The following is a 24910-nucleotide window of genomic DNA, read 5'->3' as shown; positions in this document are numbered from 1 at the left end:
GCTTGACTGCCGCGAACGCCGCCCGGGACGGGTTACGCGTGCGGTTTGCCGCCCTGCTCGCGCCACGCCCGCGGCGACATCGCAAACCGCTCCCGAAACACGCGACTGAAATGCGACATGTCGTTGAATCCCCAGCGCAACGCGATGTCGGACACGCGCAGCATCGCGCATTGCGGATTCGCAAGATCCTGTGCGCACCGTTCGAGCCGCAGGTTCAATACGTAACGCATCAGCGACGTGTTTTCGGCCTCGAACAGCTTGTTGATGTACCGCGACGACATCCCGATCGACCGCTCGATCATCATCGGGCTCAGCTCCGGATCGTGCAGGTGCTCGACCAGATGCCGTTTGACACGCGTCAGCGTCAACGCCTTCATCCTCGATTGCGCGAGGTCGTTGCGCTGCATGCCGCCGAGCGTCATCGCGATCAGCGAGATCGCGGTATCCGACAACTGCCGCATCTCGTCCTCGGTCACGCTGCGGATCTGCGACGACATCTGCTCGAGAAACGCACGCATGACGCTGCCGACGCCCTCCCCGGTTTGCGTCGGGCAGGCCGTGCGGTGCTCCATCCCGATGACGAGCTGGTTCAGGGTCGCGCGGGGAATGCTGACGACGATCTCGCGCCACGACTGGCCGAACTGCAGGTGGTGAGGCCGGGTCGCATCGTAGATCGCAAAATCCCCGGGGCGCAGCGTGACGATCTTGCCGTCCTGCTCGACCGACTGGCTGCCCTCGAGCATCAAGACGCCGAAATACTTGTCCTCATACTCGCTCCGCGCCTGGCGATAGCGCCGGATCACGGCCTGCTCGCTGGCGTAGATTTCCGAGATTCGCATCTTTTCGCATTTGCGCTGCCGCACCTGGCCGAAGAAATCGGCTTTCTGCACGGCCGCGATCTGCACGTCCGCGAACAAGCGCAGAATCGTCTCGCGCCAAAACTCGATACGCTGGCTGACCGAGCCGTCGGTCGCCACCTCGATCGCCGAATTCGTCCATTCGACCGGCGGGCTGCCGGACGCCGGGCCGGGCGCGTCGCAGCTCGCGGCGCGCGGGAAAGGACGCATCGTCATGGTCGTGCCCCACATGGGTTAGCCAACACGCAGCCGGTAGCGTGCCCGTTCAAAAGCGCCTTGTCCAATCGGCAACGGTGCAAGCCGCGTTGCCGGTCGGACCGACATGCGGCGCGGCGGCGAAGCGCTGCCGCGCCGGGCATGTCATGCGAATGCCGCCTGACGCCAGTCGGAAGACTGTTCATACGCATAGGCGCAGCGGTAGATCGTCGCCTCATCGAAGCGGCGCCCGACCAGTTGCAGCCCGATCGGCAGATCGTCAGCCACCCCGCACGGCAGCGACATGGCCGGATGCCCGGACACGTCGAACGGCGCCGTATTCGCGAGCATCTCGAACGCCCGCGTCAGCGATTCGGACACCGCACAGCCAGGCTTCGGCAGTTCCGACGCGCGCACCGGGACGGTCGGCATCAGCAATACGTCATACGTCTGCAGGGCCGCATCGTAAGCCGATCGCAAGCGTCGCGCGAGATTCTGGCACTTCGCGTAGTAACGCCCGCGATATCGGCTCGTGAAATATTCGCCGAGCAGCATCGTCACCTTCACGGTATCCGGCAGTTCGTCGGCGCGCTCACGCCAGCCCGCGTGATGATCGATCATGCCGGTCACGTACAGGCCGCCCCAGTTGAAACCGTGGCTGTTGCCTTTCATCATCTGCTGCGTCGCCCCCTCGGCCGCGATCGGCAGCCAGATGGCGGTGCCGGCCGCATGCAGCGGCACGGACACTTCGTCGACGCTCGCGCCCAGCTTGCGCAACTGGCGCGCGGCGACCCGCACGGCCTCGTCGACCGCTTTCTCCGAATTCGCGAGCCCGAACGCCTCGCGCAGAACACCGATCCGCAGGCCCGAGATGCCGTCGCGGATCGCACCGAGATAATCGGCGCGCGGCGGCAACATCCGTTGGCGCGGATCGAGCCCGTCGTCGCCCGCGATGACGTCGAGCAGCAGCGCGTTGTCGAGCACGGTGCTCGTCATCGGCCCGAGATGATCGACGGTCGCCTCGATCGGCATCGCGCCGGTGTATGGCACGAGCCCGTGCGTCGGCTTCATCCCGTAGATGCCGCAATAGGCGGACGGGATTCTCACCGAGCCGCCCTGGTCGCTGCCGAGCGCCATGTCGACCTCGCCGCTCGCGACCAGCGCACCACAGCCGGACGACGAGCCGCCGGCCGAGTGTCCTGCCTTGCGCGGATTGTGCACCGGCCCCGACGCGCTCGTGTGCGAGCCGCCGGAAAAGCAGTAGTACTCGCAGGTCGCCTTGCCGGCGATCGTCGCGCCGGCGTCGAGCACCCGCGCGACGACGGTCGCATCGATATCGGGCACGTAGCCCTCGAACGTGCTTGCGCCGTTGCGCATCGGCACACCGGCGACGCAGATGTTGTCTTTGATGGCCACCGTCCTGCCGCGCAGCTTACCGTCGGCGGCGCCGTGGATCGTGCTCTTGCGCGCCCATGCGCCGTAACGGTTCTCGTCGCCTTCCGGGCGGTCGCCGGGCGTGCGCGGATACGAGACGGTGGGCAGATGGTCGGGCAGCGCGTCGATCACGTCGTACGCGTCGAAGTTCGCCTGCAGCGCATCGTCGTATTCGGCGAGTTGGCGGGAATCGACATGAAAGCCGAAACCGGCTGCGATGTCGGACAGTTGTTCGCGAGTCGGGCGTTTGATGGCCATCGACATTCTCCAGTTTGGTAAGCGGCACCGCCAGCGGTGGCTGGCGCCGGCGGGGGTCAGCGGGCGATGGCGACGGCGTCGCGCATCAGTCCGGTGCGCGGATGGCAGTTCACGTATTCGTAGACCTGATGTTTTGCGTCGAAGACGGAAACCTCGTGATACAGCCGCAGTTTCGACAGCCCGGCGACGACGCGGAAGAACGTGACGAAGATCCGCAGGTGCGTCGGATGGGATTCGGCCCACCGCTCGAGGCGGTCGAGCGAGCGCCAGTGGCCGATGTTGTAACTCTCGTCGAGCACGTTGCCGTCGAGATCGATCGAGCGCACGTAGCGATTGCTGTAGCAACCGACGTCCTTGCCGTTGTCGCGCAGGAACTCCATTCCGCTGCGCAGCGTCGGCTCGATCTCCTCGAGATACAGTCGGCGCTCGTCGTTCTCCGCCGCGCGCCAGTCCTGACCGGACCGAATCAGCGCGATGTTGTCGTGTGCAAGTACGACCACGCGGCCGCCGCGCGCCGGATCGCCCTCGACGATGCGCAACTCGCCGTTCGCGTTCATCCAGTCCGTCTGCGAGATCGGGAACCGGTCGCGCATCGATCCCCAGTAGCCGTGCTCCTCGATCTCGCCGCTGACGCCGTCCATGATCGCGCCGACGCCGGGGAAATCGCTCGTAAACGCGTAAAGCGTCTCGAACTGCTCGGCGCGCGGCGCGACGATTTCCCGGAAGTAGCCGATCCCGTCCGCGAGGCGTGCGTCGGAAGCCCACCATTCGACGATGGCCGGCGACGCAATCCAGCGCGCATACGCGGCCGGATCGCGCCAGTAGCCGACGGCAATCAGGTTCTCGTAGCCCTGGTCGTCGGTGTGTTGTGTCAGGTCGAAGTTGTTCGGGCCGTCCTGCGCACCGAAATCGGCGACGATCCGGCGCAATGCGGCCAGCGCCGCTGCGCGCTTGCCGGCGCCGCTGTATTGCACGCCGAAATAGCCCATCACGACCTGGCTCAGGTCTTCGGCGGCCCGGGCGACGTACATCGGGAACGGCGGCTGGTAATCATCGGCGACGCGGCGTGACAACGTCCGCGGGCAAATCAGGTGTTTGTCGATGGCGGATTCCATGCGTGACCTCTCTGGAAAGGGAATCGGGTGTCGAGGTATCGACGTGGGGAGACACGTAGCGACTTGCACCGGGCATATCCCGGCGCATGCGGGTTGTCAGAAGATGTGCGCGTAACGCAGGCCGGCGAGCAGGCTGTTCTTCGGGCCGTTGCGCACGCTCAGGTCGGTGCCGAGCTGGATTTGCACCTGGTCGGCCTTCGTCACGAACTTCGCCGCGGTGATCCGCAGGCGCGTCGTGCGCAGCGCGTCGTTGTTGTCCGCGCCGTCGACGCTCGTTTCACCGCCCCAGAGCTGGGTGATGCCGATCCCGAGCGACGTGCCCGGATCAGGCATGTAACGCACCATCGCCTGCGCGCTGTAGCTCATCCGCTGGTGCAGCGTCGCACCGTTCGCGCCGTACGACGTGTTGTTGCCGTACCAGATCGCGTCGCCGACGAGATCGAGTGCCCACTGCGGCGAAAAGTGCTTGACGTAGGCCGCCTGGAAATCCAGCGACCAGCGATTGGCGCCGAGATTGAGACCACGGTTCTGGTCGTAACTCCCGGTCGGCGCGTAAACGTAGACCGTCGCGGCGACGACGTCCTTCGCTTCGTTCAGGCGGAACTTCAACGGCGCGGTCAGGATCACGTCGCCGATACCGTTCGTACTGCCAAGCGCTCCGGCGTTGCCGAAGCTGCTGATGTGGCCGAACGGCAGCAACACCTGCGGATCGATCGTGAGCCTGTCGGTGAGCTGGAACACATGCAGCAGACGGGCGATGCCGACATTGGACTGCAGATCGAAATCGGATGTCCGGTGGCCATTCGCGTAGTACGCATTCGTCGCCGAATAGTTGTAGTACAGCACGCCGATCGTCGCGCCGATCGGATACTGCTCGTAGTCGCCCGGATCGACCTCCACCGCGCCTGCGTAATGCGATGCGACGACCATCAGCGACAAGCCGATCCATCGCGCGATTCGCTTCAGTTTCATTCTGTTGACGCTGTCCATCATGCTCCTCACCTGGATGCGCAGGCACCGCCACGTTCGACGTACGACCAACGGGAACGGTGGCCGGACGGTGGCATCGCGGGGTGCTGGCTGACTGTTATTCCGCCGGTCCTCGGGAGAGTGCCGACGATTCGCGACACCGGACGGCCATCGCTTGAGGGTGAGAATAGAAAGGCAAAATCCGCATTTCTGTTTTCCGACGGAACAAGAAATAGGCTGTGGCGGACCTCCGTAGCCGGTGCCATACGGCGGTCGTCAAACGCGCGCCGGCTGCCGCCTCTGCGTACCGGACGCCCGGTCGATGCCGTGAATCGCCGTGCATCCGGTGCGCGTCGGCGCCTGCCGCCCACGGGGGCCGTCTCGGCACAGTTTCCGATCCGTGCCGGCAAAGAACCGCGCTTTTTCTCTTCTTACCCTGCTCGTCGAGCGTGACCGACATGGCGCGCCCCCACCCCGCCACGGCAGTCGCAACGCCGTGGCGGCGGTCGCCCCGAACCACGACAAGGAGCCCCACGATGAACCCGATTCCTTCCGAGGAAACACCCTCGACGCCCGGCGAACGCGCCTGGGCGCTGTTTCGCGTGATGAAAGAGAAGAACCTGATTCCCGACGGCTATATCGAAAATCTGACCGAGCTGATGTCCACGACCTGGGATCCGGCCAACGGCGCGCGCATCGTCGCGCGCGCGTGGGTCGACCCGGCGTTTCGCGAACTGCTGCTGACGGACGGCACGGCCGCATGCGCGCAGTTCGGCTACACCGGCCCGCAGGGCGAATACATCGTCGCGCTCGAAGACACCCCCACGCTGAAGAACGTGATCGTCTGCAGCCTGTGCTCATGCACGAACTGGCCGGTACTCGGGCTGCCGCCCGAGTGGTACAAGGGCTTCGAATATCGTGCACGGCTCGTCCGCGAAGGGCGCACGGTACTGCGGGAACTCGGCACCGAGCTGCCCGACGACGTCGTCGTGAAGGTCTGGGACACGACCGCCGAAAGCCGCTATCTCGTGCTGCCCGTGCGGCCGGCCGGCAGCGAGCACATGACCGAGGAACAACTGCGCACGCTCGTCACCAAGGACGTGCTGATCGGCGTTGCGCTGCCGCGCGCGCACTGACTCGCCCCCCGTTTCGCTCTCGACCTTCATCTCGGAGATCACATATGGACGGCTTTCACGACCTCGGCGGATTCCAGGGTTTCGGCCCGGTGCCGCATACGATCAACAGTCTCGGCTACAAACCGGTCTTCAAGGAAGACTGGGAGCATCTCGCGTACAGCCTGATGTTCGTCGGGGTGGACCAACTGAAAAAATTCAGCGTCGACGAGGTACGTCACGCAGTCGAACGCATCGACGTGCGCCAGCACGTCGGCACGCGCTACTACGAGCGCTACGTCATCGCGACCGCAACATTGCTCGTCGAAACCGGCGTGCTCGCGCAGGATGAACTCGACCGCGCGCTCGGTTCGCATTTCCGGCTCGCGAACCCGCCGCGATCCGGCGGCCGCGCGGCCCCATCCGAGTCGACGCGGTTCGAGGTCGGCGATCGCGTCGTCGTTCGCGACGAATACGTCAGCGGACACATCCGCGCGCCGGGCTACGTTCGCGGCAAGGCAGGCGTCGTGTTGCACCGGACGACCGAATCGTGGCCGTTCCCGGATGCGATCGGCCACGGCGACGCCGGCGCCGCGCATCAGCCGACCTATCACGTCGAGTTCCGCGTGAAGGATCTGTGGGGCGACGCCGCCGACGACGGCTATGTCGTGGTCGACCTGTTCGAAGGCTACCTGGATCGCGCGTCCGGGCAGAGCGCATGACGACGCCGGCCAATCGACACGTGCCTGCGGCCCCGGCGCCGAGGATTCCGGTCACCGTGCTGTCCGGCTTCCTCGGCGCCGGAAAAACGACGGTGCTGAACCACATCCTGCGCAACCGCGCCGGCCTGAAGGTCGCCGTGATCGTCAACGACATGAGCGAAGTGAACGTCGACGCCGACGACGTGCGGCGCAATGTCGAGCTGCATCGAGGCGAGGACGAACTGGTCGAAATGACCAACGGTTGCATCTGCTGCACGCTGCGCGCCGATCTGCTCGAGCAGATCAGCACGCTTGCGCGGCAGCGTCGCTTCGATTATCTGCTGATCGAGTCGACGGGTATCTCGGAGCCGATGCCGGTCGCGGAGACGTTCGCGTTTCTCGACCGGGACGGTTTCAGCCTCAGCGAGCTCGCGCGGCTGGACACGCTCGTCACGGTGGTCAACGGCGAGACGTTCGAGGACATGATCGCGTCGCCCGAACCGGTCGCGCGCGACGCTCCGCTCGCGAACGACGGCGATGCCGATCCACCGCGCAAGTTGTCGGATCTGCTGATCGAACAAGTCGAATATGCGAACGTGATCCTCGTGAGCCGACTCGACCGGATCGGCCATGCGGGTTTCGAGCGGCTGCGCGCCATTCTGGCGTCACTGAATCCATCGGCGCGCATCCTGCCGATGCAGCACGGCAAAGTCGACCCGTCGGACGTCCTGGATACGCGGCGCTTCGATCTACCGGCGCTCGTCGAATCGCCGGGATGGATGCAACGCATGCAGGCCGACGAACGCCCATCGGAATCGGATGCGTACGGGGTCCTGTCGTGGGTCTATCGCGAACGTGCGCCGTTTCATCCGGCGCGTCTGCTCGCGTGGCTGAATCGCCCCTGGACCAACGGCCGACTGCTTCGCTGCAAGGGATATGTCTGGGTTGCGCACCGATATGCGGAAACCGCCATGCTCGTGCAGGCCGGCGACGCGTTCCAGTGGGGTTACGTTGGCCGATGGTGGCGGTTTACCCCACCGTCGGACTGGCCACACGACGACTATCGTCGCGACGGCGTGCTGAAGAAATGGGAGGAACCGGCTGGCGATTGCCGGCAGGAAATCGTGTTCATCGGGCAGTCGATCGATTACGTCCAGTTGCGCCGCGAACTTGATGCGTGTCTGCTGACGGTCGCGGAAATCGCCTCAGGCCCGGCGTCGTGGCGCCAGTTTCCGGAAGCTGACAGGTTCGACGCGCTCGCGACTCCCGCCCATCCGTGAAGGGGGGATTCGACGGCGTCGGTTGCAACGCCTGCGACCGACGACTTTCGATCGGCCAGTGGGCGTTGCGCCCGGTTCAGCGTGACGTGAATCCCGACAGCGGCGCCAAGGGCAGTTTTCTTCAATACGGGCCCGTGCGGCTCCCGTAGTCTCGATGCGACTTTCGACCTTTCGCATGGAGACATCCAATGAGCATGCTGGTTTCGATGGCCGCGTTCGCGCTCGCCTCGTCGATCACCCCCGGCCCCGTCAACATCGTCGCGCTCAGTGCCGGCGCACGCCACGGCCTCGGCGCGAGCCTGCGCTATGCGGCCGGCGCGACGCTCGGCTTCGTCGCGCTGTTCCTGCTGATCGGCCTCGGGCTGCACGCGGCGCTCGCGCGCTGGCCGGTGCTGACCACTGTCACGCAGTGGTCGGGGATCGCGTTCCTGCTGTATATGGCGCTGCGGCTCGCGCTCGACGACGGCCGGCTGTCGGCCGACCCCGACGTGGCCGGCCCGTCGGCGGCGGCCGGCGCGGCAATGCAGTGGCTGAATCCGAAGGCGTGGCTCGCGTGCGTGGCCGCGATGGGCGCGTATGCGGCCGATGGCGACCGCACGCAGGTCTGGCAGTTCGCCGCGCTGTACCTGGTGATCTGTTTCGCGTCGATCGCGTGCTGGTCGTATGCGGGCGCGTCGCTGCGGCACCGGCTGGCGAACGCGCGGCACATGCGCGTGTTCAACCGCCTGATGGCGCTGCTGCTCGCGGGCAGCGCCCTCTTCCTGCTCGATGTGTAGCGCCTGCCGTTCAGCTCGTCGCGCTGCGGTACTGGCCGGGTGTCGCGGCTGCGATCCGCCGGAACGCGCGCTGGAAATGCGCCTGGTCGGCGAAGCCCGCGTCCAGCGCGACGTCGGCGATCGGCCGGCCGCGGCGCAGCTCCGTGCGGCCGTACTGCACGCGGCGATCGATCAGGAACGCATGCGGCGTCATCCCGTAGCGGGCGTTGAACGCGCGGATCAGGTATGACGGCGACAGATCGGCCGCCGCGCAGATCGCATCGAGCGTGACGCCCTCACGGCAATGCGCGGCGATGTAGTCGGCCGCGCGTGCGAGCCGGGCGTTGTCGTCCCCGGCGCGCGGGCCGGGCAGGTCGCGATCGAGCGCGCCGTGCAGCGCCGTGAAGAACTCGACCGCCGCGCTCTCCTTGCCGAGCGGATCGACGCCGGGTGCGACGAGCGTGCGGTAGAAGCCGCCAAATTGCGCGAACAGGTCGTGCCGCTCCGTCAACTTCTGCGAAAAACCGTGAAAATCGCTGTTCGGATCGCGGCCCAGTGAATGCTGAAGCCGCGCGAGCCACGGCACGTCGACATAGACCATCCGGTACGCCCATGCGTCGGGGCCATACGGATTGCACGCATGCACCTGTTCCGGATCGATGATCACGAGCACGCCGCGCCCGACGTGCGCGTTCGTCGCGCCGTTTACGTAGGTGCTCGTGCCGCCGACGATCGCGCCCACCGAAAACGTGTCGTGCGTGTGCTTCGCGTAACAGATCGCGCGGCCGTCGTCGACGGTGCGCGCCTCGATGAACGGCAGCGCGGCGTCACGCCAGAACGGCGACGGGACGACGGATCGGTTGGCGGTACGGCTCACGCGGCGGGCTCCCGGTTCGGATGGCGAACGCTCACCGTACAAGACTGTGCAGCGCCGCGCAACCGGATCGGCGGATTGCAGCTTCAATACCGGATCGCGCCGTTTCGCCTAAGCTTTGAATTCCGTCCGCCGCGGCACTCGCAGCGATTCCGTTCATTCCTCTCCCGTCACGCACATGCATATCGATCTGAAAGGCAAGACCGCGGTCGTCACCGCCTCCACCGCCGGCATCGGGCTCGCGATCGCCGAAGGGCTCGCACGCGCCGGCGCGCGCGTCGTCGTCAATGGCCGCAGCGATGCGTCGGTGCAGTCCGCGCTCAAGCACCTGCGCGCCGCCCTCCCCGATGCGGACTTCGACGGCGTCGCAGCCGACCTGTCTGATGCCGCCGGCGTTGCGCGCGTCGCGCAGCACACGAGCGCGGCCGACATCCTCGTCAACAACGCGGGCATCTACGGCCTGAAGGCGTTCTTCGACATCGACGACGCCGAGTGGGAACATTACTTCCAGATGAACGTGATGTCCGGCGTGCGCCTCGCGCGGCATTACCTGAAGGGGATGATCGAACGCAACGCCGGGCGCGTCGTGTTCATTTCGTCGGAATCCGGCCTGAACATCCCGGTCGACATGATTCATTACGGTTTCACGAAAACGGCGCAGCTGTCGATCGCCCGCGGCCTCGCGAAGCTCGCGGCCGGCACGAACGTGACGGTCAACTCGGTGCTGCCGGGGCCGACGATGTCGGACGGCGTGCGGGCGCTGCTGAAGGAAACGGCCGACGAAACCGGCCGCAGCGTCGAGGACGTGGCCGTGGATTTCGTGCGCAACCACCGCTCGAGCTCGATCATCCAGCGCCCGGCGACGCCGGAGGAAGTCGCGAACCTGGTCGTCTACGTGTGCTCGCCGCTCGCGTCGGCGACGACGGGCGCCGCGTTGCGGGTGGACGGCGGCGTGGTCGACACGATCGCCTGACGGCAGGCGGGCACGGCCGCCGCCGCGCTAGCGCGACGCGGCCTTGCCCGGCTGGAGCGTGCCCTTGCGGTCGGCGTTCATGCAGGAATCGAAGCCGGATTGCGTGACGACGCCGGCCCGGTCGAACACGACGAAATACTCGCGGTGATCGTTGCCGTGCTCGATGAAGTAGTTGTAGCAGACGCCGTTGCCGTTGCGGACCATCCATACGCTGCGCGGATTGCCGGCGGCCCGGACGACATCGGCGCGCGTCGCGCCGTGCCGCGACGCGGCCCTCGCGAGCGGCGTGCGCGAATACGAGAATGGCAGCCACGCGTCGAACCACGCGCAACCGTGCAACATCAGGCAGCTGGCGGCCAGCGACAGCGTCGCTGCGGGACGGGACATCGTAATCAATCGCATGCTTGGTGAAATCTGCTGCGCCATGCCGGCGTGATCGAAAGCGCCATGCTACTCGACCTTTGGGTCCGGATCGAAAAGAAATGTAGAGATCTTTATCCGAATCCTTGCATTGCATGCTCCGGCACCCGGCTGATCGGCGGCCGATGCGCGCTTGAACACGCATCGGTACCGGCGCTTCATGCCGCCGCCCCGGCGCACATCGTCACGCAATCCACTCGGCCCACAGCATCGTCAGCACCGTCATCAGCGCGGGGCCGACGAACAGCCCGATCAGCCCGAACGTCTCGGCGCCGCCGAGGATGCCGAACAGCACGAGCAGGAACGGCAGCCGCGCGGAACTGCCGATCAGCACCGGCCGCACGAAGTGCTCGGCGACGAACACGACGACGAAGCCGAGCACGGCCACGACGATGGCCCACATGGTCGCGCCCTGCACGAACAGCCAGAGCGCGGCGCCGCAGAACACGACGGGCGCGCAGAACGGCAGCATCGCGGCGATGGCCGTGACGAGGCCGAGCAGCGCCGCATGCGGGACGCCGGCCAGCGCATACGCGATACCGAGCAGCGCGCCCTCGCCGAGCCCGACGACGACGAGCCCCGTCACCGTGCCGAACACGGCCGCGACCATCCGCTCGATCAGCTCCGCGCCGCTGCGCCCGAACGCGCGCCGTGCGCCCTGCAGCAACGCTCCCGACAGCTTGTGGCCGGCGCGCAGGATCACGAACAGCGTGACGAGCATGAAGCCGAATTCGAGCAGCGCGTGCGCGAGCTTGGTACCGAACTGCCGGCCGAACGCGAGGAATTTCTCGCTGTTGACGCCGTGCATCGCGGTGGCCGCATGCAGCGGATGGGCGAGGTTGGCCTGCCACCATTCGGTGATCTGCGCCGCGCCGTAAGGCAGCCTCGCGACCACGTCCGGCACCGGGATGCCGTTTTCCTGGATCGTGCGCAGCCACTCGCGCAGGTCATGCACCTGGCCGATCGCCTGGGTCGCCGCGACGGCCACCGGCAGCACGACCAGCAACGAGATCGCCGCCGTGATGACGACCGCGGTGAGCGTCGGGCGGTTGCGGAACAGCCGGTGCGATTCGAAGCGCTTCAGCATCGGCCACATCGCGATGGCGATCACGCAGGCCCATGCGATGGCGGGAATGAAATCGCGGATCACCCACAGCGCGATCACCAGCAGCGCCGCAACCAGCACGGCGCGGGAAACCTGCTGCGTGCGCGGCCGTGCGGCGGGCTCGGGAGACGACGGGACATGTGCGCCCATGGCACCTCTGTCGAAATGAAAAAATGGCGGTTCGCGCAGGCAACCGGCCTGCGCGAACCGCCATTCTATCCATCGGCGCCGGATCGGCGGCGCATGGGATGCGCGCGCCGCCCCGGCGCCCCGCCCGCTCAGGCCACCTTGTCGGCGCTCCGGTAACGCTCGAGCCAGTGCGCGTACGGTGCGGGCAGCGTCCACGACGGACGCTCGACGCCGAGTTGCTTGGCCGCGTAGTACGGCCAGTGCGGGTCGGCCAGATGCGCGCGGCCGACCATCACGAGATCGAGCTGCTCCTCCGCCACCACGCGGTTCGCGAGTTGCGGCGTGTCGATCCCCCACGCGGACGACACCGGCAACCCGGCCTCGCGGCGCACGCGCTCGGCGATCGGCGCGAGGAACGCCGGGCCCCACGGGATCTGCGCGTCGGGCGTCGAGAATCCGATCGACACGCTCAGCATGTCGAGCCCTTCCCGCTTCAGCCGCTGCGTGAGCGCGATCGACTCGGCGAGCGTCTCCTCGTCGCGGCCGTCGTACTCGATCACGCCGAAGCGCGCGGTCAGCGGCAGATGCTCCGGCCACACCTTGCGCACGGCCGCCAGCGTCTCGACGAGGAAGCGGGCACGGTTCTCGGCCGAGCCGCCGTATTCGTCGTCACGCTGGTTCGCATGCACCGAGAAGAAGCTCTGGCCGAGATAGCCGTGCGCGAAGTGCAGTTCGAGCCATTCGAAGCCCAGGTCGCGCGCGCGCTTCGCCGCCGCAACGAAGTCGGCCTGCACGCGTGCGATGTCGTCGCGCGTCATCGCGCGCGGCGTCTTCGGCAGATGCGCGCCGAACGGCACGGCCGACGGCGCGATGGTTTGCCAGCCGCGCGGATCGCCGTCGGCGATATGGTCGTCGCCTTCCCACGGGCGGTTCGCACTCGCCTTGCGGCCCGCGTGCGCGATCTGGATGCCGGGCACCGCGCCGGCCGCCTTGATCGCCGCGACCGACGGCGCGAACGCTTCGGCCTGCGCATCGTTCCACAGCCCCGCGCAGCCCGGCGTGATGCGCCCTTCCGGCGACACGGCCGTCGCCTCGGCGATCACGAGGCCCGCACCGCCGCGCGCGATGCCGGCTAGGTGCACGTGATGCCAGTCGTTGACGACGCCGTCCTCGGCGACGTACTGGCACATCGGCGGCACCGCGATGCGGTTGCGCAGCGTGACATCCTTGAGTTTGAACGGTTCGAACAGGGCAGACATCCACGGCTCCTTTGCTTGGTTCTGCAAAACGACGGGAAACGCGTCGTGCAACGTGCACGACGGATCGATTCGGGCCGTCGACGGGCCGGCCTGCGCCCGGCGACGGATACGGGGATGGCGCCGGCCGGGCCGGCGCCCATGGCTCAACGGCGGCCGAGCTGCGCGAGCAGCGCCTCGGCGGCAGGCTCCGACGACGCGGGGTTCTGCCCCGTGATCAGCAGCCCGTCGGTGACGACATGCGGCGCCCAGTCGGCGCTGCGCTCGAACTCCGCGCCGTTGGTCTTCAGCATGTCCTCGACGAGGAACGGCACGACTTCCGTCAGTTCGACGGCCGCTTCCTCGCTGTTGGTGAAGCCCGTCACACGCTTGCCGCGCACGACCGATTCGCCGGTCTGCGGGTTCTTCACGTGACGCAGCACGCCCGGCGCGTGGCACACCGCCGCGACCGGCTTGCCGGCCGCCAGTGCGCGCTCGATCAGGCCGATCGAATGCAGATCCTCGGCGAGATCCCACAGCGGGCCATGGCCGCCCGGGTAGAACACGGCGTCGTAGTCGTCCACGGACACGTCGGCCAGCTTGCGCGTCGACGCGAGTTCAGCCTTGGCCGCCGCATCGGCGTCGAAGCGGCGCGTCGCGTCGGTCTGGGCCGTCGGGTCATTGCTTTTCGGGTCGAGCGGCGGCTGGCCGCCCTTCGGCGACGCGAGCGTCAACTCGACGCCCGCGTCCTTGAACGTGTAGTACGGCGCGGCCAGTTCCTCGAGCCAGAAGCCGGTCTTCTTGCCGGTGTCGCCGAGCGTGTCGTGCGAGGTCAGGACAACCAGAATCTTCATGATCGGACACTCCTTCGAAAAATGGATGACGGGAACGGGGCCGCTCGACCGGCAAATCCGGCTGGTGGGCGCGGCACGCCTGTGGGTTAGTCAGCTGTGACGCGTCAACGTGCGACCCGTGTATCCGAATGCGGCTTGCGCCTATTAGACCAGTCGTCTAGAGCAATTCGAAATGAAACGACGGCGTCTCGCTGCACCATCAGCATCGCAGCGCGAAATGGCATTCAAATGGCATTTTCGCGTCTTCGTTGCCTGCGCCGCGGACGTCGTCGCATTCATGGGAACGGATGATAGCCCCGGATTAGACCGGTCGTCTAGTAACCCCTGCCTTCGTCATGGCCTTTCGGTGGAGCACGATCCGCCGGCACCTGCCGTCGCTCGCGCCCTCACCCGCGCCGCCGCGGCTAGCCGCGCAACGGGCCGTCCGTGTCACCCGCCTCGATCGCCGGTGCTTCGAGCCGCTGCTCGCGGACCCCGTCGCCCAGCAGCCGCAGCATCAGTTCCGCCAGTGCGCGCCCCGACGCGTGGCCGGTCGGCTGCACGACCGCCGTCACGCGATACGGATGCGCGAGGTTCGGCGGCACGCCGTCGTAGACGATCAGCGACATGTCCTCGCCCAGGCGCAGCCCGCTGTCCACGAGTGCCCGAAACGCCCCGCCGCCCGCGATATTGTTGTCGACCAGCAGCGCCGTCGGCCGCTCGGTGCGCGCGAGCAGCGCCCGCGCCACCTGCCACCCGCCGTCGTGCGTAAACGGACACTCGACCATCAGCGCCGGATCCGGCTCGATGCCGGCTTCGTGCAGGGCCGACAGATAGCCGGCACGGCGCTGCGCGGCGAAATTCAGCGCCAGCGGCGCGCTGATCATCGCAATGCGCCGGTGCCCGAACGCCGTCAGTCGACGCACCGCGTCCCGCGCGCCGGCCTCGTTGTCGAAATCGAACCACGCATACGGCTCGGCCACCTGCGTCCGACCGTAGGCCACGTACGGAAACGCGCTCGCCTGCAGGTACGCGATACGCGGATCGTCGACCCGTGTGCGCGCGACGATCAGCCCGTCGACGAGCTTGCCGTCGACGATGCGCCGATAGGTGTCCAGTTCCGCGTTCGGCCGCGCCGACGCGATGATGAAATCGAGATTGCGTTCCGCGAGCCGCTCGGTGATGCCCGCGACGACCTCGCCGAAACGCGGATCGCCGAGATCCCCCGCGCCGAACGGATAGACGATCCCGATCACGTCCGCCCGCCCGGTCGCGAGCCGGCGCGCGGTCGGATCCGCCACATAGCCCATTTCCCGCGCGGCCCGCGCCACGCGCTCGCGCGTCGCCTCGCTGACGTCGTCGTAACCGTTCAGCGCGCGGCTGACCGTCGTCCGCGACAGCCCGAGCGCGTCCGATAGCGCCTTCAGATTCACCTTCACCGTCGTTCCTCGCATTCGCCGATCCGCCCGGCCGCCCGATGTCCGGGACGCACCGACCGGGTAATTATTTCCAATTGGTAACGATTACCGTCAAATAAATATCTTTTGCGTTCCAAACCGGTTTGAAATAGCATCCAAACCGGTTTGGACATCGATGCCCACTCAGCCGTTCACTTTCACTTTCCCAGGAAACGACGACGAGATGACATACTTTTCCCTTTTCCGCCCGACGGCGGCCCAACGCTTGTTCCTCGCTGGCGGCGCACTTGCCGCCTTCGCGTCCGTCGCGCACGCGCAGTCCAGCGGCACGGGCGCGCCCCTGCCCACGCCCCATACGCAGCAGGCCTACGATCCCGAAGGCAACTTCACGATGCGCTGGACGCGGGCGGACATCCGCCAGATCGTCGCGCAGTCGCATACCGCCGGTGCCGACAAGAACTCGCTGCCGCAAGCGCTGACGATGCCGGACATCCCGCAGGATTTCCCGCTGATCAACTCGAACGTGTGGGTGTGGGACACATGGCCGCTGGCCGACCTGCGCGCGAACCAGCTCAGCTACAAGGGCTGGGAGGTGATCTTCTCGCTCACCGCCGATCCGCATGCGGGCTACACGTTCGACGACCGTCACGTCCATGCGCGCATCGGCTTCTTCTACCGTCGCGCGGGCATCCCCGCGTCGCAGCGCCCCGCGAACGGCGGCTGGACCTGGGGCGGCCACCTGTTCCCCGACGGTGCCAGCGCCAAGGTGTTCGGCACCGCGCCGATGACCAACAACGCCGAATGGTCGGGATCCGCCCGGCTCACGCACGGCGACAACGTCAGCCTCTACTACACCGCGACGTCGTTCAACCGCTCGGCGCCCGGCGGCGCCGACATCACGCCGCCGCAGGCGATCATCACGCGCGCCGACGGCCACATCCACGCCGACGCCACGCACGTCTGGTTCTCCGGCTTCGACGATCACAAGGCGCTGCTGCAACCGGACGGCAACTACTACCAGTCCGGCCAGCAGAACACCTACTTCTCGTTCCGTGACCCGTTCGTGTTCACCGATCCCGCGCACCCGGGCAAGACCTACATGGTCTTCGAGGGCAACACGGGCGGCCCGCGCGGCGCACGCACCTGCACCAACGCGGATCTCGGCTACGCGCCGAACGATCCGTACAAGGAAGATCTCAACGCGGTGATGAATTCGGGCGCAGTGTATCAAAAGGCCAATGTCGGCCTCGCGATCGCGACGAACCCGCAATTGACCGAGTGGAAGTTCCTGCCGCCGATCCTGTCGGCGAACTGCGTCGATGACCAGACCGAGCGCCCGCAGATCTACCTGAAGGACGGCAAGTACTACCTGTTCACGATCAGCCACCGCACGACGATGGCGGCCGGCGTCGACGGGCCGGACGGCGTGTACGGCTTCGTCGGCAACGGCATCCGCAGCGACTTCCTGCCGCTGAACGGCGGCAGCGGCCTCGTGCTCGGCAACCCGACGGACTTCTCCGCGCCGGCCGGCGCGCCGTATTCGCAGGATCCGAACCAGAATCCGCGTGAATTCCAGTCGTATTCGCACTACGTGATGCCGGGCGGGCTCGTCGAATCGTTCATCGATGCGATCGGCGCGCGCCGCGGCGGCACGCTCGCGCCGACGGTGAAGGTCAACATCAACGGAACGTCGACGGCGGTCGATCGCGCCTACGGACGCGGCGGGCTCGGCGGCTACGGCGACATTCCCGCGAACCTGCCCGCGACCGGTGGCGGCAACAGCCAGGGAAATCAGGATAACCAACAATAACGCACGCTGGTAAAGGCACGGGGTTAAGGAGGCGTGTATCGCGCGTGTCGCGTGCGCGCCTCCTCTTTTTTCTTCCATCCATCGCGCACACCGCCGTTGAAAGCGGCAGTGCCCTCCTTTCCCGCTTTGCACGGCGGAGCACGGGACCCCGCATGATATCGACGTCTTTCCGCTTTTCCGTCCGGGTCGCCCGGTTGCTGCTCGCCTGCGTGGCCTGCTCCCAGGTCGCTGCCGCGCCTTGCCACGCACCGGCCGAACATGACACGCCGCAATGGCGGCCCGCGCTCCACTACACGCCGCAGCGCAACTGGATGAACGACCCGAACGGGCTCGTCTACGACAACGGCCGCTATCACCTGTTCTATCAATACAATCCGCTCGGCCGCGACTGGGGCAACATGTCGTGGGGCCACGCGACGAGCACCGACCTCGTCCACTGGCGCGAGCAGCCGGTCGCGATGCGCGCGAACGCGACGGAGGAAATCTTCTCCGGCTCGATCGTCGCCGACACGCTCAACACGTCCGGCCTGGGCCAACCGGGCCACACGCCGCTCGTCGCGCTTTACACGAGCGTGTACCAGGCAGGCTCCGGTCACGCGCCGGGCATCCAGGCGCAGTCGCTGGCGTACAGCCTCGATCAAGGCGCGACCTGGCAGCCGTACGCACACAATCCGGTGCTGACGCTCGATCCGGAATCGAAGCAATTTCGCGATCCGAAAGTGTCGTGGTATGGGCCGGGCGGCTACTGGCTGATGACGACGGTCGTCGCCGACGCGCACGTCGTGAAGCTCTATCGCTCGGACGACCTGATCCACTGGAATTTCCTGAGCGACTTCACGCGGCCGGGCGTGCCGCACGACGGCGCCCTGTGGGAAATGCCCGACCTCGTGCCGCTGCCGCTCGACGGCGATCCCGCCCGCATCCGGTGGGTCATGATCGTCAACGTCAATCCGTGGTCGATCGCCGGCGGCTCCGGCGCGATGTACTTCGTCGGCGACTTCGACGGCCGCACGTTTACGCCGGATCGCATTGCGCCCGCCGGCTCCGATCCCGCGCAATTCCGCTGGGTCGACCATGGCGCGGACTTCTACGCAGCCGGCACCTTCTCGGGCGCGCCCGGCTCACGGCCGGTCGCGATCGCTTGGATGAGCAACTGGGATTACGCGGCAAAAGCGCCGACCACGCCGTGGCGCGGCGCGACGACCCTGCCGCGCGAACTGTCGCTGAAAACGATCGACGGCGAACCGACGCTCGTCGTCGCGCCGGCCGCCGCGTTCGACGCGTGGGCGGACGGCAGGCCCGCCGTGCACGAAGGCGATCTCGCGGTCGATTCCACGATACGTGCGCTGTCGGCCGCGACGCGCGGCGTCGTCCAGCGCATTACGGTCACGCTCACGCCGCAGCACGCGGCGCGTGCCGGCCTGATCGTCCGGCGCTCGGCGGACGGCGCGGTCGGCACCCGGATCGTGTACGACACGGCAAAGCGCACGCTGACGCTCGACCGCTCGCAGTCCGGCGAAACCCATTTCGCCGACACGTTCAGCAAAGAGCACATCGTGGACCTGCCGCTCGAGCATGGGCAGTTGCGGCTCGAGATCGTCGTCGATCGCGGTTCGGTGGAAGTGTTCGCGAACGGCGGCCGTGTCGCGCTCACCGACCTGATCTTCCCGCCGCTCGATGCGGACCGCGTTGCCGTATTTGCCGAACACGGCCGCGCGATGTTCTCCGGGCTCACGGTGACGCAGCTCGAAGCTGGTGGTGATGGGCCTGGCGACTGTGCGGCGCGATAGATGCGATGGGCGGACGGCCGTTGGTCCTGCATGTGACGGGGGCTGTCCGACCGGCATCACGCCGGCCGGTTGCAGCCCCCGCCGGAGCCCCACCGATCAGAGCAAGCCCATCCCGCCCGACGCGATGATCTCCGCGCCGACGATGAACGCGGATTCCGGCGCGCTGAGGTGCAGCACCGTCGACGCGATCTCGTCCGGCGTGCCGAACCGGCCGACCGGGACGAGGCCCTTGATCTTCTCTGCCGTTTCGTCGAGCGTGGCCGCGTCAAATCCGAGCTTGCCGTAGAGCGGCGTCTGCACGGGCCCGGGGCTCACGACATTCACGCGCACGCCGTGCGGCAGCAACTCCGCCGACAGCGTCTTCGCGAACGAATTGACGGCCGCCTTGCTCGCCGCATACACCGACGAGCCGGGCATCCCGATGTGCGCGTTGATCGAGCCGTTGATCACGATCGACGCGCCGCGGTTCAGCAGCGGCACCAGCGACTGGATCTGGAAATACGCGCCCTTCACGTTGGTGTTGAACACGAGATCCCACATGGCCTCGTCGCTGTCGGCGAACGGCGCGAGCTTCGCAACCCCCGCGTTGATGAACACGGCGTCGAGCCGTGCCCCCGCCGATGCGATCGCATCGGCCAGCGCGCGGGCCGACGCGACGCTGCCGGCCTCGTTGCGGATCGCCAGCGCGCCTTCACCGAGCGTTTGCCGCGCGGCCTCGAGCGTCTGCGCATCGCGCCCGGTGATGATGACGCGTGCGCCTTCTGCCGCGAATGCCTTGGCGGCTGCCAGGCCGATACCGCTGTTGCCACCCGTGACGAGGACCGTCTTTCCTTCGAAGCGTTGCATGATGTTCTCCTGTGAACCGGTGAGTTGACCGTGAACACAGGATGCGCGCCGCGCCCGGTCATGCCGTACGACGGGCGTGACGAACATGTTCGAAATCGTCGAACGTGTTTGGGCGGATGGACTCGAACGCCCGGTTCCGTCCGGTTCCGCGCCGCGTCAGCCGGCCACGTCGATGCCGTCGAGCAGGCGCTGCGCGAGCCGCGGTTCGCGCAATTGCTCGAGCCACCATTGCAGCGCGCGGCCGTCCCGGTCGCCGTGCCATGCGACATACAGCAGGTTCGGCTCGCGCGGATCGGCCGTCTGTTTTTCCACGAGTTCGCCGCCCGCGAGCAGCGACGCCACGCGCCGGCGCGGCACCCAGCCGACGCCAAGCCCGTCGCGCTGCGCGAGGATCTTCGCGCGCATAGACGGCACCGCCAGCACGGCCTGCCCGCCGAGCAGGCCATATGCGCGGCCGGCCGCGCGCCGCGACGAATCGGCGACGACGACGGCCCGGTGCGCGCCGATCGCGTCCCGCGTCAGCGCGCCGCTCACGGCGGCCAGCGGATGGCGCGGCGACACCGCGAACACCCATTCCATCGCGCCCAGCTCGAACCACTTGAAGCCGGGAATCGCCGGCGGCTCGTTGGTCGCGCCGATCACCAGGTCCGCGCGCCCGTCGCGCAGCGCTTCCCAGGTCCCGCCGAGCACTTCGTTCGTGAAACGCAGCGACACGCCCGAGTCGAGCGCATCGAACGCGCGGACGACCGGCAGCAGCGTGTCGAACTCCAGCACCTCATCGCTGACGATCCACAGCCGGTCCTCCCAGCCGCTCGCGACCTGCCGCACGCGCTGCGTCAGCCGCGCGACGTCCAGTGCGAGCCGCGCCGCTTCGTCGGTCAGCAACTGGCCGGCCGGCGTGAGCTGCAGCCGGTAGCCGCGGCGGTCGAACAGCAGCGCGTCGAAGCGCGTTTCCAGCTGGCGCGCCGCGTGCGACACCGTCGACGGCGCCTTGCCGAGCCGCGCGGCCGCGCGCGACAGGCTGCCGGTGGCGCGGATCGCGTCGAGCAGCGCAAGTTCGTCTTCGGACAGCATGGGCACGCTCCGGTGTGGGGTTGTCGTGGATCTGTCGTGGATCGTAAGGCAGCGGCGGGCCGAGGTCCAATCGCGCGACGGGGCTGCGTCGTCTGGCGATGCCCGTCACCCCTGACGAATGCCGCCGGGCCAGCGTTGCACGATGCACGGGTTCGCCGGCCGCCCGCGTCGCCCTGCCGGGATGCCATGCACCGTGCGGCCGGTTCGTGCATCGAGCGAAACCCGCGAAGCCGTCACGCCGCGCGGAACCACCCATTCGTTCATCGCCTCCGGTATGCTGATCGGCACGAAATTTCGGCAATCGAGGTAACCACTGCGATGGACATCGCGATCCGCATCGAAGGCCGTCACGACCTGACCGGGCAGATCTTCCGGCAACTGCGCACCGCGATCGTCGACGGGCGGCTCGCCGGCGGCGCGCGGCTGCCGTCGACGCGCGACCTCGCGAAACAGCTCGGCGTATCGCGCAAGACGACGCTCGACGCGTTCGAGCGTCTCGTCGCCGAGGGCTACCTGAATACGCGCGCCGGTGACGGCACGTTCGTCGCCGACGGCCTCGCGCGCGTGCCGCACGCCGCGGCCATGTCGGCGCCCTCCCTCGTCGAATACACACCGCGCATCGACGCGGTCGACGCGCGTGCACTGTGGGACGACCTGCCCGACGCGCTCGCGATGCCCGCGCCGCAGGACACACCGGGCTTCGACTTTCGCGGCGGCGTGACCGACAAGGCGCTGTTCCCGTTCGACGCGTGGCGGCGCTGCCTGCATCACGCGCTGCGCCAGCAGATGCGCGGCCCCGCCGGGTACCACGACCCGGCCGGCGATCCGCAATTGCGCGGCGCGATCGCGCGCTACGTCGCGTTCAGCCGCGCGGTCGCGTGCGGCTGGGACGACGTGCTCGTCACGCAAGGCGCGCAACAGGCGCTCGACCTGATCGCCCGCGTCGTCGTGCGGCCGGGCGATGTGGTCGCGGTCGAGGATCCCGGCTATCCGCCCGCCCGCGCCGCGTTCGCGTCGCTCGGCGCGACGGTGATCGGCGTGCCGGTCGACGCGCAGGGGCTGGTGACGGAACGGCTGCCCGACGACGCGCGCCTCGTCTACGTGACGCCGTCGCATCAGTTCCCGCTCGGGATGCCGATGACGCTGGACCGGCGCGTCGCGCTGCTCGAATGGGCACAGCGCCGCCGCGCGGTGATCATCGAGGACGACTACGACGGCGAGTTCCGCTTCGAGGGCCGGCCGGTGGAATCGCTGAAGAGCCTCGACCGCACGGGCCTCGTCGCGTATGTCGGCACGTTTTCGAAGACGATCTTTCCGGAGCTGCGGATCGGCTACGCGATTCCGCCGCGCGCGCTGCGCGGCGCGCTGACCAAGGCGAAGCAGATCGTCGACTGGCATACCTGCACGCTGACGCAGGCGGCGCTTGCGCGCTTCATGCTCGAAGGCGATTTCGCGCGGCACCTGAAGCGCGTGCAGAAGCACTACGATGCGCGCCGCAAGATGCTGATCGCGCATCTGCGCGGCGAACTCGCGCCGTGGTTCGACGCGATCGTGCCGACCGCCGGCATCCACCTGGCGGCCTACCTGAAGCCGGGGCTCGACGAAGCGGCACTGGTCCACGCGGCCCGCGCGCACGACATCGGCCTGTACGGCATCTCGGCGTTCCACGTCGGCGTGCCGGTCCGCGCGGGGCTGCTGTTCGGCTATGGCGGGATCGACACGCCGCGCATCGACACGGCGCTCGCGACGCTGGCCGGCCTGCTGGGTTCGGACGCCGTTGGCGGCTCGGCACTGGTTACCTGAATTTACCGGAAATTGGCCATTCAAGCAGGCCAGCATGCGTCCTAAAGTAGGTCCTGTCGCGCCACCGTGCGCTCCCACCGAAAAGGACCTGCCATGCAACCGCGCCTGAACTTCTACGCCGCCAGCCCGAATGCGATCAAGGTGATGCGCAACGCCGAGGAATTCCTCGCGAAGAGCTCGATCGAAAAGCCGCTCGCCGAACTCGTCCGCCTGCGTGCATCGCAGATCAACGGCTGCGCGTTCTGCGTCGACATGCACACGACCGACGCGCGCAACGGCGGCGAAACCGACCGCCGCCTCGCCACCGTCGTCACGTGGCGCGAGACGCCGTTCTTCACCGAGCGCGAACGCGCGGCGCTGGAATGGACCGAGGCGCTGACGCTGGTCGCCAGCAACCACGTGCCCGACGCCGTCTGGGAAGCCGTGAAGCCGCACTTCACCGATGAGGAGCTGTTCGACCTGTCGATGCTGATCGCGACGATCAACTCGTGGAACCGCTTCGCGATCGCGTTCCGCAAGATGCCCGAGTAAGGAGACGACGATGATGGACGCCACGCTCCGTCGCGCCGCCCTGTGCACCTCGCTCGCGGCCGGCGTCGCGCTGCTGCCGGCCGCTGCCCGGGCGCACGACACCGGCGACAACGTGCACACGATCCTGCAGCAGGCCGTGCCCGAAGCGCCCGTCAAGCTCGCGGTCGTCGCGACCGTCGACTATGCGCCCGGCCAGGCTTCCGAAGGCCATCGGCACCTCGGCTCGGTGTTCGCGGTCGTGTCGAAAGGCGAAGTGCTGTCGCAGGTGAACGGCGGCCCGCTGCACCGCTACCGCGCCGGCGAAGGCTGGTACGAGGCGCCCGGCTCGCGCCACCCGGTGTCGCGCAACGCGAGCGCGACCGAGCCGGCTCAGCTCGTCGTATTCGGGTTGACCGGCGAACACGTGCCGCTGACGTCGCCGATCGATCAGTAACCGCTTTCCGGGGGGCGTGCGATCGTCCAGGCGCGCGCCCCCGCTTCGCGACCGGTTTTCCATACCGTGGGTCAGCCACGCCTCCCGCTTCTCCATTAGCTGCTCCCTACACTCCGCCACCGGCTTGCCGTACCGCGCCACGTCACGTCGCCTCCTCGCCCACCCGCGTCCCCCTTCGACGCTCGCCTGATCGCGATCAACTCGGGCGGAAACCCTTCCTTGAAATTAACTAACTCATCAATTAGCGTCGATTTCATGAACGCGAAATCCACCGTCGCCAGGCCGCGCGGGCGCCGCCCGTCGGTCGACGATTTCGACCTGCGCGACCACATGCTCGACGTCGCGATCCAGCTGTTCGCCGAACGCGGGATCGCCGCGACGACCGTCGCGCAGATCGCCGCCGCCGCCGGCGTCACGTCGGCGATGGTTCACTACTACTTCACGAATCGCGAGCAGTTGCTCGACGCGATCGTCGAGGAACGGCTCGCGCAGGTCATCGCGTTCGTGTGGCGGCCGACCGAGCCGCAGATCGAAAACGATCCGTTCGCGCTCGTCGCCGAACTCGTCGACCGCTTCTTCGACGTCACGCACCGCATGCCGTGGCTGCCGTCGATCTGGCTGCGCGAGATCATCCATGAGGGCGGATTGCTGCGCGAGCGGATGGTCCGGCGCATTCCGCTCGAACATGTCGGGCGCTTCGCCGAACGCATCCGCGGCGCGCAGCAGGCCGGTACGCTGAACCCCGCGCTCGAACCGGCGTTCCTGTTCCATTCGATCATCGCGCTGGTGATGCTGCCGCTCGCGACCGCAAAGCTGTGGCAAAGCGCGCGCGGCGGCCTGCCGCCGATCGAGCGCGACGTGCTGCACCGGCACGTCCGCGCGCTGCTCGGGTCGGGCATGCAGCCGCCGGCTGTCGCGTCGCGTGCACGGGTCCGCTCGCCCTCGCCGCGGAGGCCGTCA

Annotated in this window: 24 protein-coding genes; 11 read left to right on the top strand and 13 right to left on the bottom strand. The window is 67.6% G+C overall.

The window, feature by feature from the left end; translation table 11 throughout:
• Positions 1–32: 32 nt before the first annotated feature.
• The 4 genes from G3N98_RS04270 to G3N98_RS04255 all read right to left on the bottom strand — a co-directional run bounded on the left by G3N98_RS04270 (position 33) and on the right by G3N98_RS04255 (position 4852).
• Entirely contained in the window at positions 33–1073 is a 1041-nt protein-coding gene (locus G3N98_RS04270; RefSeq protein ID WP_089475653.1) for a helix-turn-helix domain-containing protein, read from the bottom strand.
• Between the two features lie 144 nt (positions 1074–1217).
• Positions 1218–2744, bottom strand: a complete 1527-nt coding sequence (locus tag G3N98_RS04265; RefSeq protein WP_206147329.1) for an amidase — start codon at positions 2742–2744, stop codon at positions 1218–1220.
• A gap of 56 nt (positions 2745–2800) precedes the next feature.
• Entirely contained in the window at positions 2801–3859 is a 1059-nt protein-coding gene (locus G3N98_RS04260) for a phenylacetaldoxime dehydratase family protein (protein WP_089474778.1), read from the bottom strand.
• A 96-nt stretch (positions 3860–3955) separates the two neighbouring features.
• On the bottom strand, positions 3956–4852 hold the full coding sequence (locus tag G3N98_RS04255; RefSeq protein WP_206147327.1) for a transporter: 897 nt from the start codon (positions 4850–4852) through the stop codon (positions 3956–3958).
• Positions 4853–5364: 512 nt separating this feature from the next.
• Here G3N98_RS04255 and nthA point away from each other — a divergent pair.
• The 4 genes from nthA to G3N98_RS04235 all read left to right on the top strand — a co-directional run bounded on the left by nthA (position 5365) and on the right by G3N98_RS04235 (position 8697).
• Positions 5365–5964, top strand: coding sequence for a nitrile hydratase subunit alpha (nthA, locus tag G3N98_RS04250; protein WP_206147325.1), 600 nt, complete (start codon positions 5365–5367; stop codon positions 5962–5964).
• 44 nt (positions 5965–6008) lie between these two features.
• Positions 6009–6662 carry a nitrile hydratase subunit beta gene (gene nthB / locus G3N98_RS04245; RefSeq protein WP_124577823.1) on the top strand — a complete coding sequence of 218 codons (654 nt, stop codon included), beginning with the start codon at positions 6009–6011 and terminating at the stop codon, positions 6660–6662.
• Positions 6659–7921, top strand: a complete 1263-nt coding sequence (locus G3N98_RS04240; RefSeq protein ID WP_206147323.1) for a GTP-binding protein — start codon at positions 6659–6661, stop codon at positions 7919–7921. Before nthB ends, G3N98_RS04240 begins: the two co-directional genes overlap by 4 nt.
• Positions 7922–8109: 188 nt before the next feature.
• Positions 8110–8697: a LysE family translocator gene (locus G3N98_RS04235; protein WP_089474773.1), complete on the top strand. Its 588-nt coding sequence runs from the start codon at positions 8110–8112 to the stop codon at positions 8695–8697.
• Positions 8698–8707: 10 nt separating this feature from the next.
• Here the strand turns inward: G3N98_RS04235 and G3N98_RS04230 are convergent, their stop codons facing one another.
• Positions 8708–9553, bottom strand: a complete 846-nt coding sequence (locus G3N98_RS04230) for an AraC family transcriptional regulator (protein ID WP_206147322.1) — start codon at positions 9551–9553, stop codon at positions 8708–8710.
• Positions 9554–9728: 175 nt separating this feature from the next.
• On the opposite strand from G3N98_RS04230, the gene G3N98_RS04225 reads away from it, so the two are divergent.
• Positions 9729–10523: an SDR family NAD(P)-dependent oxidoreductase gene (locus G3N98_RS04225; protein ID WP_206147320.1), complete on the top strand. Its 795-nt coding sequence runs from the start codon at positions 9729–9731 to the stop codon at positions 10521–10523.
• Positions 10524–10550: 27 nt separating this feature from the next.
• Here G3N98_RS04225 and G3N98_RS04220 read toward each other — a convergent pair whose 3' ends face one another.
• The 5 genes from G3N98_RS04220 to G3N98_RS04200 form a co-directional block, all read right to left on the bottom strand.
• Positions 10551–10925, bottom strand: a complete 375-nt coding sequence (locus tag G3N98_RS04220; protein ID WP_089475652.1) for a hypothetical protein — start codon at positions 10923–10925, stop codon at positions 10551–10553.
• A gap of 202 nt (positions 10926–11127) precedes the next feature.
• On the bottom strand, positions 11128–12198 hold the full coding sequence (locus G3N98_RS04215; protein ID WP_206147318.1) for an AI-2E family transporter: 1071 nt from the start codon (positions 12196–12198) through the stop codon (positions 11128–11130).
• A gap of 128 nt (positions 12199–12326) precedes the next feature.
• Positions 12327–13436 (bottom strand): NADH:flavin oxidoreductase/NADH oxidase, encoded by a 1110-nt coding sequence (locus G3N98_RS04210; protein WP_089474770.1) that lies wholly within the window; start codon positions 13434–13436, stop codon positions 12327–12329.
• Between the two features lie 143 nt (positions 13437–13579).
• Positions 13580–14266, bottom strand: a complete 687-nt coding sequence (locus tag G3N98_RS04205) for a type 1 glutamine amidotransferase domain-containing protein (protein WP_089432615.1) — start codon at positions 14264–14266, stop codon at positions 13580–13582.
• 404 nt (positions 14267–14670) lie between these two features.
• A complete protein-coding gene (locus tag G3N98_RS04200; RefSeq protein ID WP_206147316.1) occupies positions 14671–15699 on the bottom strand; it encodes a substrate-binding domain-containing protein in 1029 nt (342 codons plus the stop codon).
• A 187-nt stretch (positions 15700–15886) separates the two neighbouring features.
• Here G3N98_RS04200 and G3N98_RS04195 point away from each other — a divergent pair, with 187 nt between their 5' ends.
• Positions 15887–17473, top strand: coding sequence for a glycoside hydrolase family 68 protein (locus G3N98_RS04195; RefSeq protein WP_175239351.1), 1587 nt, complete (start codon positions 15887–15889; stop codon positions 17471–17473).
• 152 nt (positions 17474–17625) lie between these two features.
• Complete coding sequence (locus tag G3N98_RS04190; protein ID WP_206147314.1) at positions 17626–19263, top strand: glycoside hydrolase family 32 protein; 1638 nt, start codon at positions 17626–17628, stop codon at positions 19261–19263.
• Positions 19264–19359: 96 nt separating this feature from the next.
• Here the strand turns inward: G3N98_RS04190 and G3N98_RS04185 are convergent, their stop codons facing one another.
• The 3 genes from G3N98_RS04185 to G3N98_RS04175 form a co-directional block, all read right to left on the bottom strand.
• Entirely contained in the window at positions 19360–20109 is a 750-nt protein-coding gene (locus G3N98_RS04185; protein ID WP_089427602.1) for an SDR family oxidoreductase, read from the bottom strand.
• A 156-nt stretch (positions 20110–20265) separates the two neighbouring features.
• Entirely contained in the window at positions 20266–21183 is a 918-nt protein-coding gene (locus G3N98_RS04180; RefSeq protein WP_206147312.1) for a LysR family transcriptional regulator, read from the bottom strand.
• A 105-nt stretch (positions 21184–21288) separates the two neighbouring features.
• The gene (locus G3N98_RS04175) at positions 21289–21534 is read right to left on the bottom strand and encodes a hypothetical protein (protein ID WP_206147311.1); all 246 of its coding nucleotides are present in this window, start codon (positions 21532–21534) and stop codon (positions 21289–21291) included.
• Between G3N98_RS04175 and G3N98_RS04170 the strand changes: the two genes are divergently transcribed.
• The 4 genes from G3N98_RS04170 to G3N98_RS04155 form a co-directional block, all read left to right on the top strand.
• Entirely contained in the window at positions 21502–22986 is a 1485-nt protein-coding gene (locus G3N98_RS04170; RefSeq protein ID WP_206147310.1) for a PLP-dependent aminotransferase family protein, read from the top strand. The genes G3N98_RS04175 and G3N98_RS04170 overlap by 33 nt on opposite strands.
• A gap of 93 nt (positions 22987–23079) precedes the next feature.
• Complete coding sequence (locus tag G3N98_RS04165; RefSeq protein WP_089427605.1) at positions 23080–23517, top strand: carboxymuconolactone decarboxylase family protein; 438 nt, start codon at positions 23080–23082, stop codon at positions 23515–23517.
• Positions 23518–23527: 10 nt separating this feature from the next.
• Positions 23528–23950 carry a cupin domain-containing protein gene (locus tag G3N98_RS04160; protein WP_206147309.1) on the top strand — a complete coding sequence of 141 codons (423 nt, stop codon included), beginning with the start codon at positions 23528–23530 and terminating at the stop codon, positions 23948–23950.
• A 255-nt stretch (positions 23951–24205) separates the two neighbouring features.
• A partial coding sequence (locus G3N98_RS04155; RefSeq protein ID WP_206147308.1) for a TetR/AcrR family transcriptional regulator occupies positions 24206–24910 on the top strand: 705 nt, incomplete at its 3' end.

It is taken from the genome of Burkholderia sp. Tr-20390 (assembly GCF_017104595.1).
Taxonomy (GTDB): Bacteria; Pseudomonadota; Gammaproteobacteria; order Burkholderiales; family Burkholderiaceae; genus Burkholderia.
This window is presented reverse-complemented; position numbering and strand designations above follow the sequence as displayed.

Bases quoted from the DNA above. Each gene is read 5' to 3' on its own strand.
- G3N98_RS04220 (WP_089475652.1), bottom strand. From the start codon at position 10,925: ATGCGATTGATTACGATGTCCCGTCCCGCAGCGACGCTGTCGCTGGCC.
- G3N98_RS04185 (WP_089427602.1), bottom strand. From the start codon at position 20,109: ATGCAACGCTTCGAAGGAAAGACGGTCCTCGTCACGGGTGGCAACAGC.
- G3N98_RS04205 (WP_089432615.1), bottom strand. From the start codon at position 14,266: ATGAAGATTCTGGTTGTCCTGACCTCGCACGACACGCTCGGCGACACC.
- G3N98_RS04240 (WP_206147323.1), top strand. From the start codon at position 6,659: ATGACGACGCCGGCCAATCGACACGTGCCTGCGGCCCCGGCGCCGAGG.
- G3N98_RS04265 (WP_206147329.1), bottom strand. From the start codon at position 2,744: ATGGCCATCAAACGCCCGACTCGCGAACAACTGTCCGACATCGCAGCC.
- G3N98_RS04260 (WP_089474778.1), bottom strand. From the start codon at position 3,859: ATGGAATCCGCCATCGACAAACACCTGATTTGCCCGCGGACGTTGTCA.
- G3N98_RS04225 (WP_206147320.1), top strand. From the start codon at position 9,729: ATGCATATCGATCTGAAAGGCAAGACCGCGGTCGTCACCGCCTCCACC.
- G3N98_RS04195 (WP_175239351.1), top strand. From the start codon at position 15,887: ATGACATACTTTTCCCTTTTCCGCCCGACGGCGGCCCAACGCTTGTTC.
- G3N98_RS04180 (WP_206147312.1), bottom strand. From the start codon at position 21,183: ATGCTGTCCGAAGACGAACTTGCGCTGCTCGACGCGATCCGCGCCACC.
- G3N98_RS04235 (WP_089474773.1), top strand. From the start codon at position 8,110: ATGAGCATGCTGGTTTCGATGGCCGCGTTCGCGCTCGCCTCGTCGATC.
- nthA (WP_206147325.1), top strand. From the start codon at position 5,365: ATGAACCCGATTCCTTCCGAGGAAACACCCTCGACGCCCGGCGAACGC.
- G3N98_RS04165 (WP_089427605.1), top strand. From the start codon at position 23,080: ATGCAACCGCGCCTGAACTTCTACGCCGCCAGCCCGAATGCGATCAAG.
- G3N98_RS04160 (WP_206147309.1), top strand. From the start codon at position 23,528: ATGATGGACGCCACGCTCCGTCGCGCCGCCCTGTGCACCTCGCTCGCG.
- G3N98_RS04215 (WP_206147318.1), bottom strand. From the start codon at position 12,198: ATGGGCGCACATGTCCCGTCGTCTCCCGAGCCCGCCGCACGGCCGCGC.
- G3N98_RS04190 (WP_206147314.1), top strand. From the start codon at position 17,626: ATGATATCGACGTCTTTCCGCTTTTCCGTCCGGGTCGCCCGGTTGCTG.
- G3N98_RS04270 (WP_089475653.1), bottom strand. From the start codon at position 1,073: ATGACGATGCGTCCTTTCCCGCGCGCCGCGAGCTGCGACGCGCCCGGC.
- G3N98_RS04255 (WP_206147327.1), bottom strand. From the start codon at position 4,852: ATGATGGACAGCGTCAACAGAATGAAACTGAAGCGAATCGCGCGATGG.
- G3N98_RS04200 (WP_206147316.1), bottom strand. From the start codon at position 15,699: ATGCGAGGAACGACGGTGAAGGTGAATCTGAAGGCGCTATCGGACGCG.
- G3N98_RS04170 (WP_206147310.1), top strand. From the start codon at position 21,502: ATGGACATCGCGATCCGCATCGAAGGCCGTCACGACCTGACCGGGCAG.
- G3N98_RS04210 (WP_089474770.1), bottom strand. From the start codon at position 13,436: ATGTCTGCCCTGTTCGAACCGTTCAAACTCAAGGATGTCACGCTGCGC.
- nthB (WP_124577823.1), top strand. From the start codon at position 6,009: ATGGACGGCTTTCACGACCTCGGCGGATTCCAGGGTTTCGGCCCGGTG.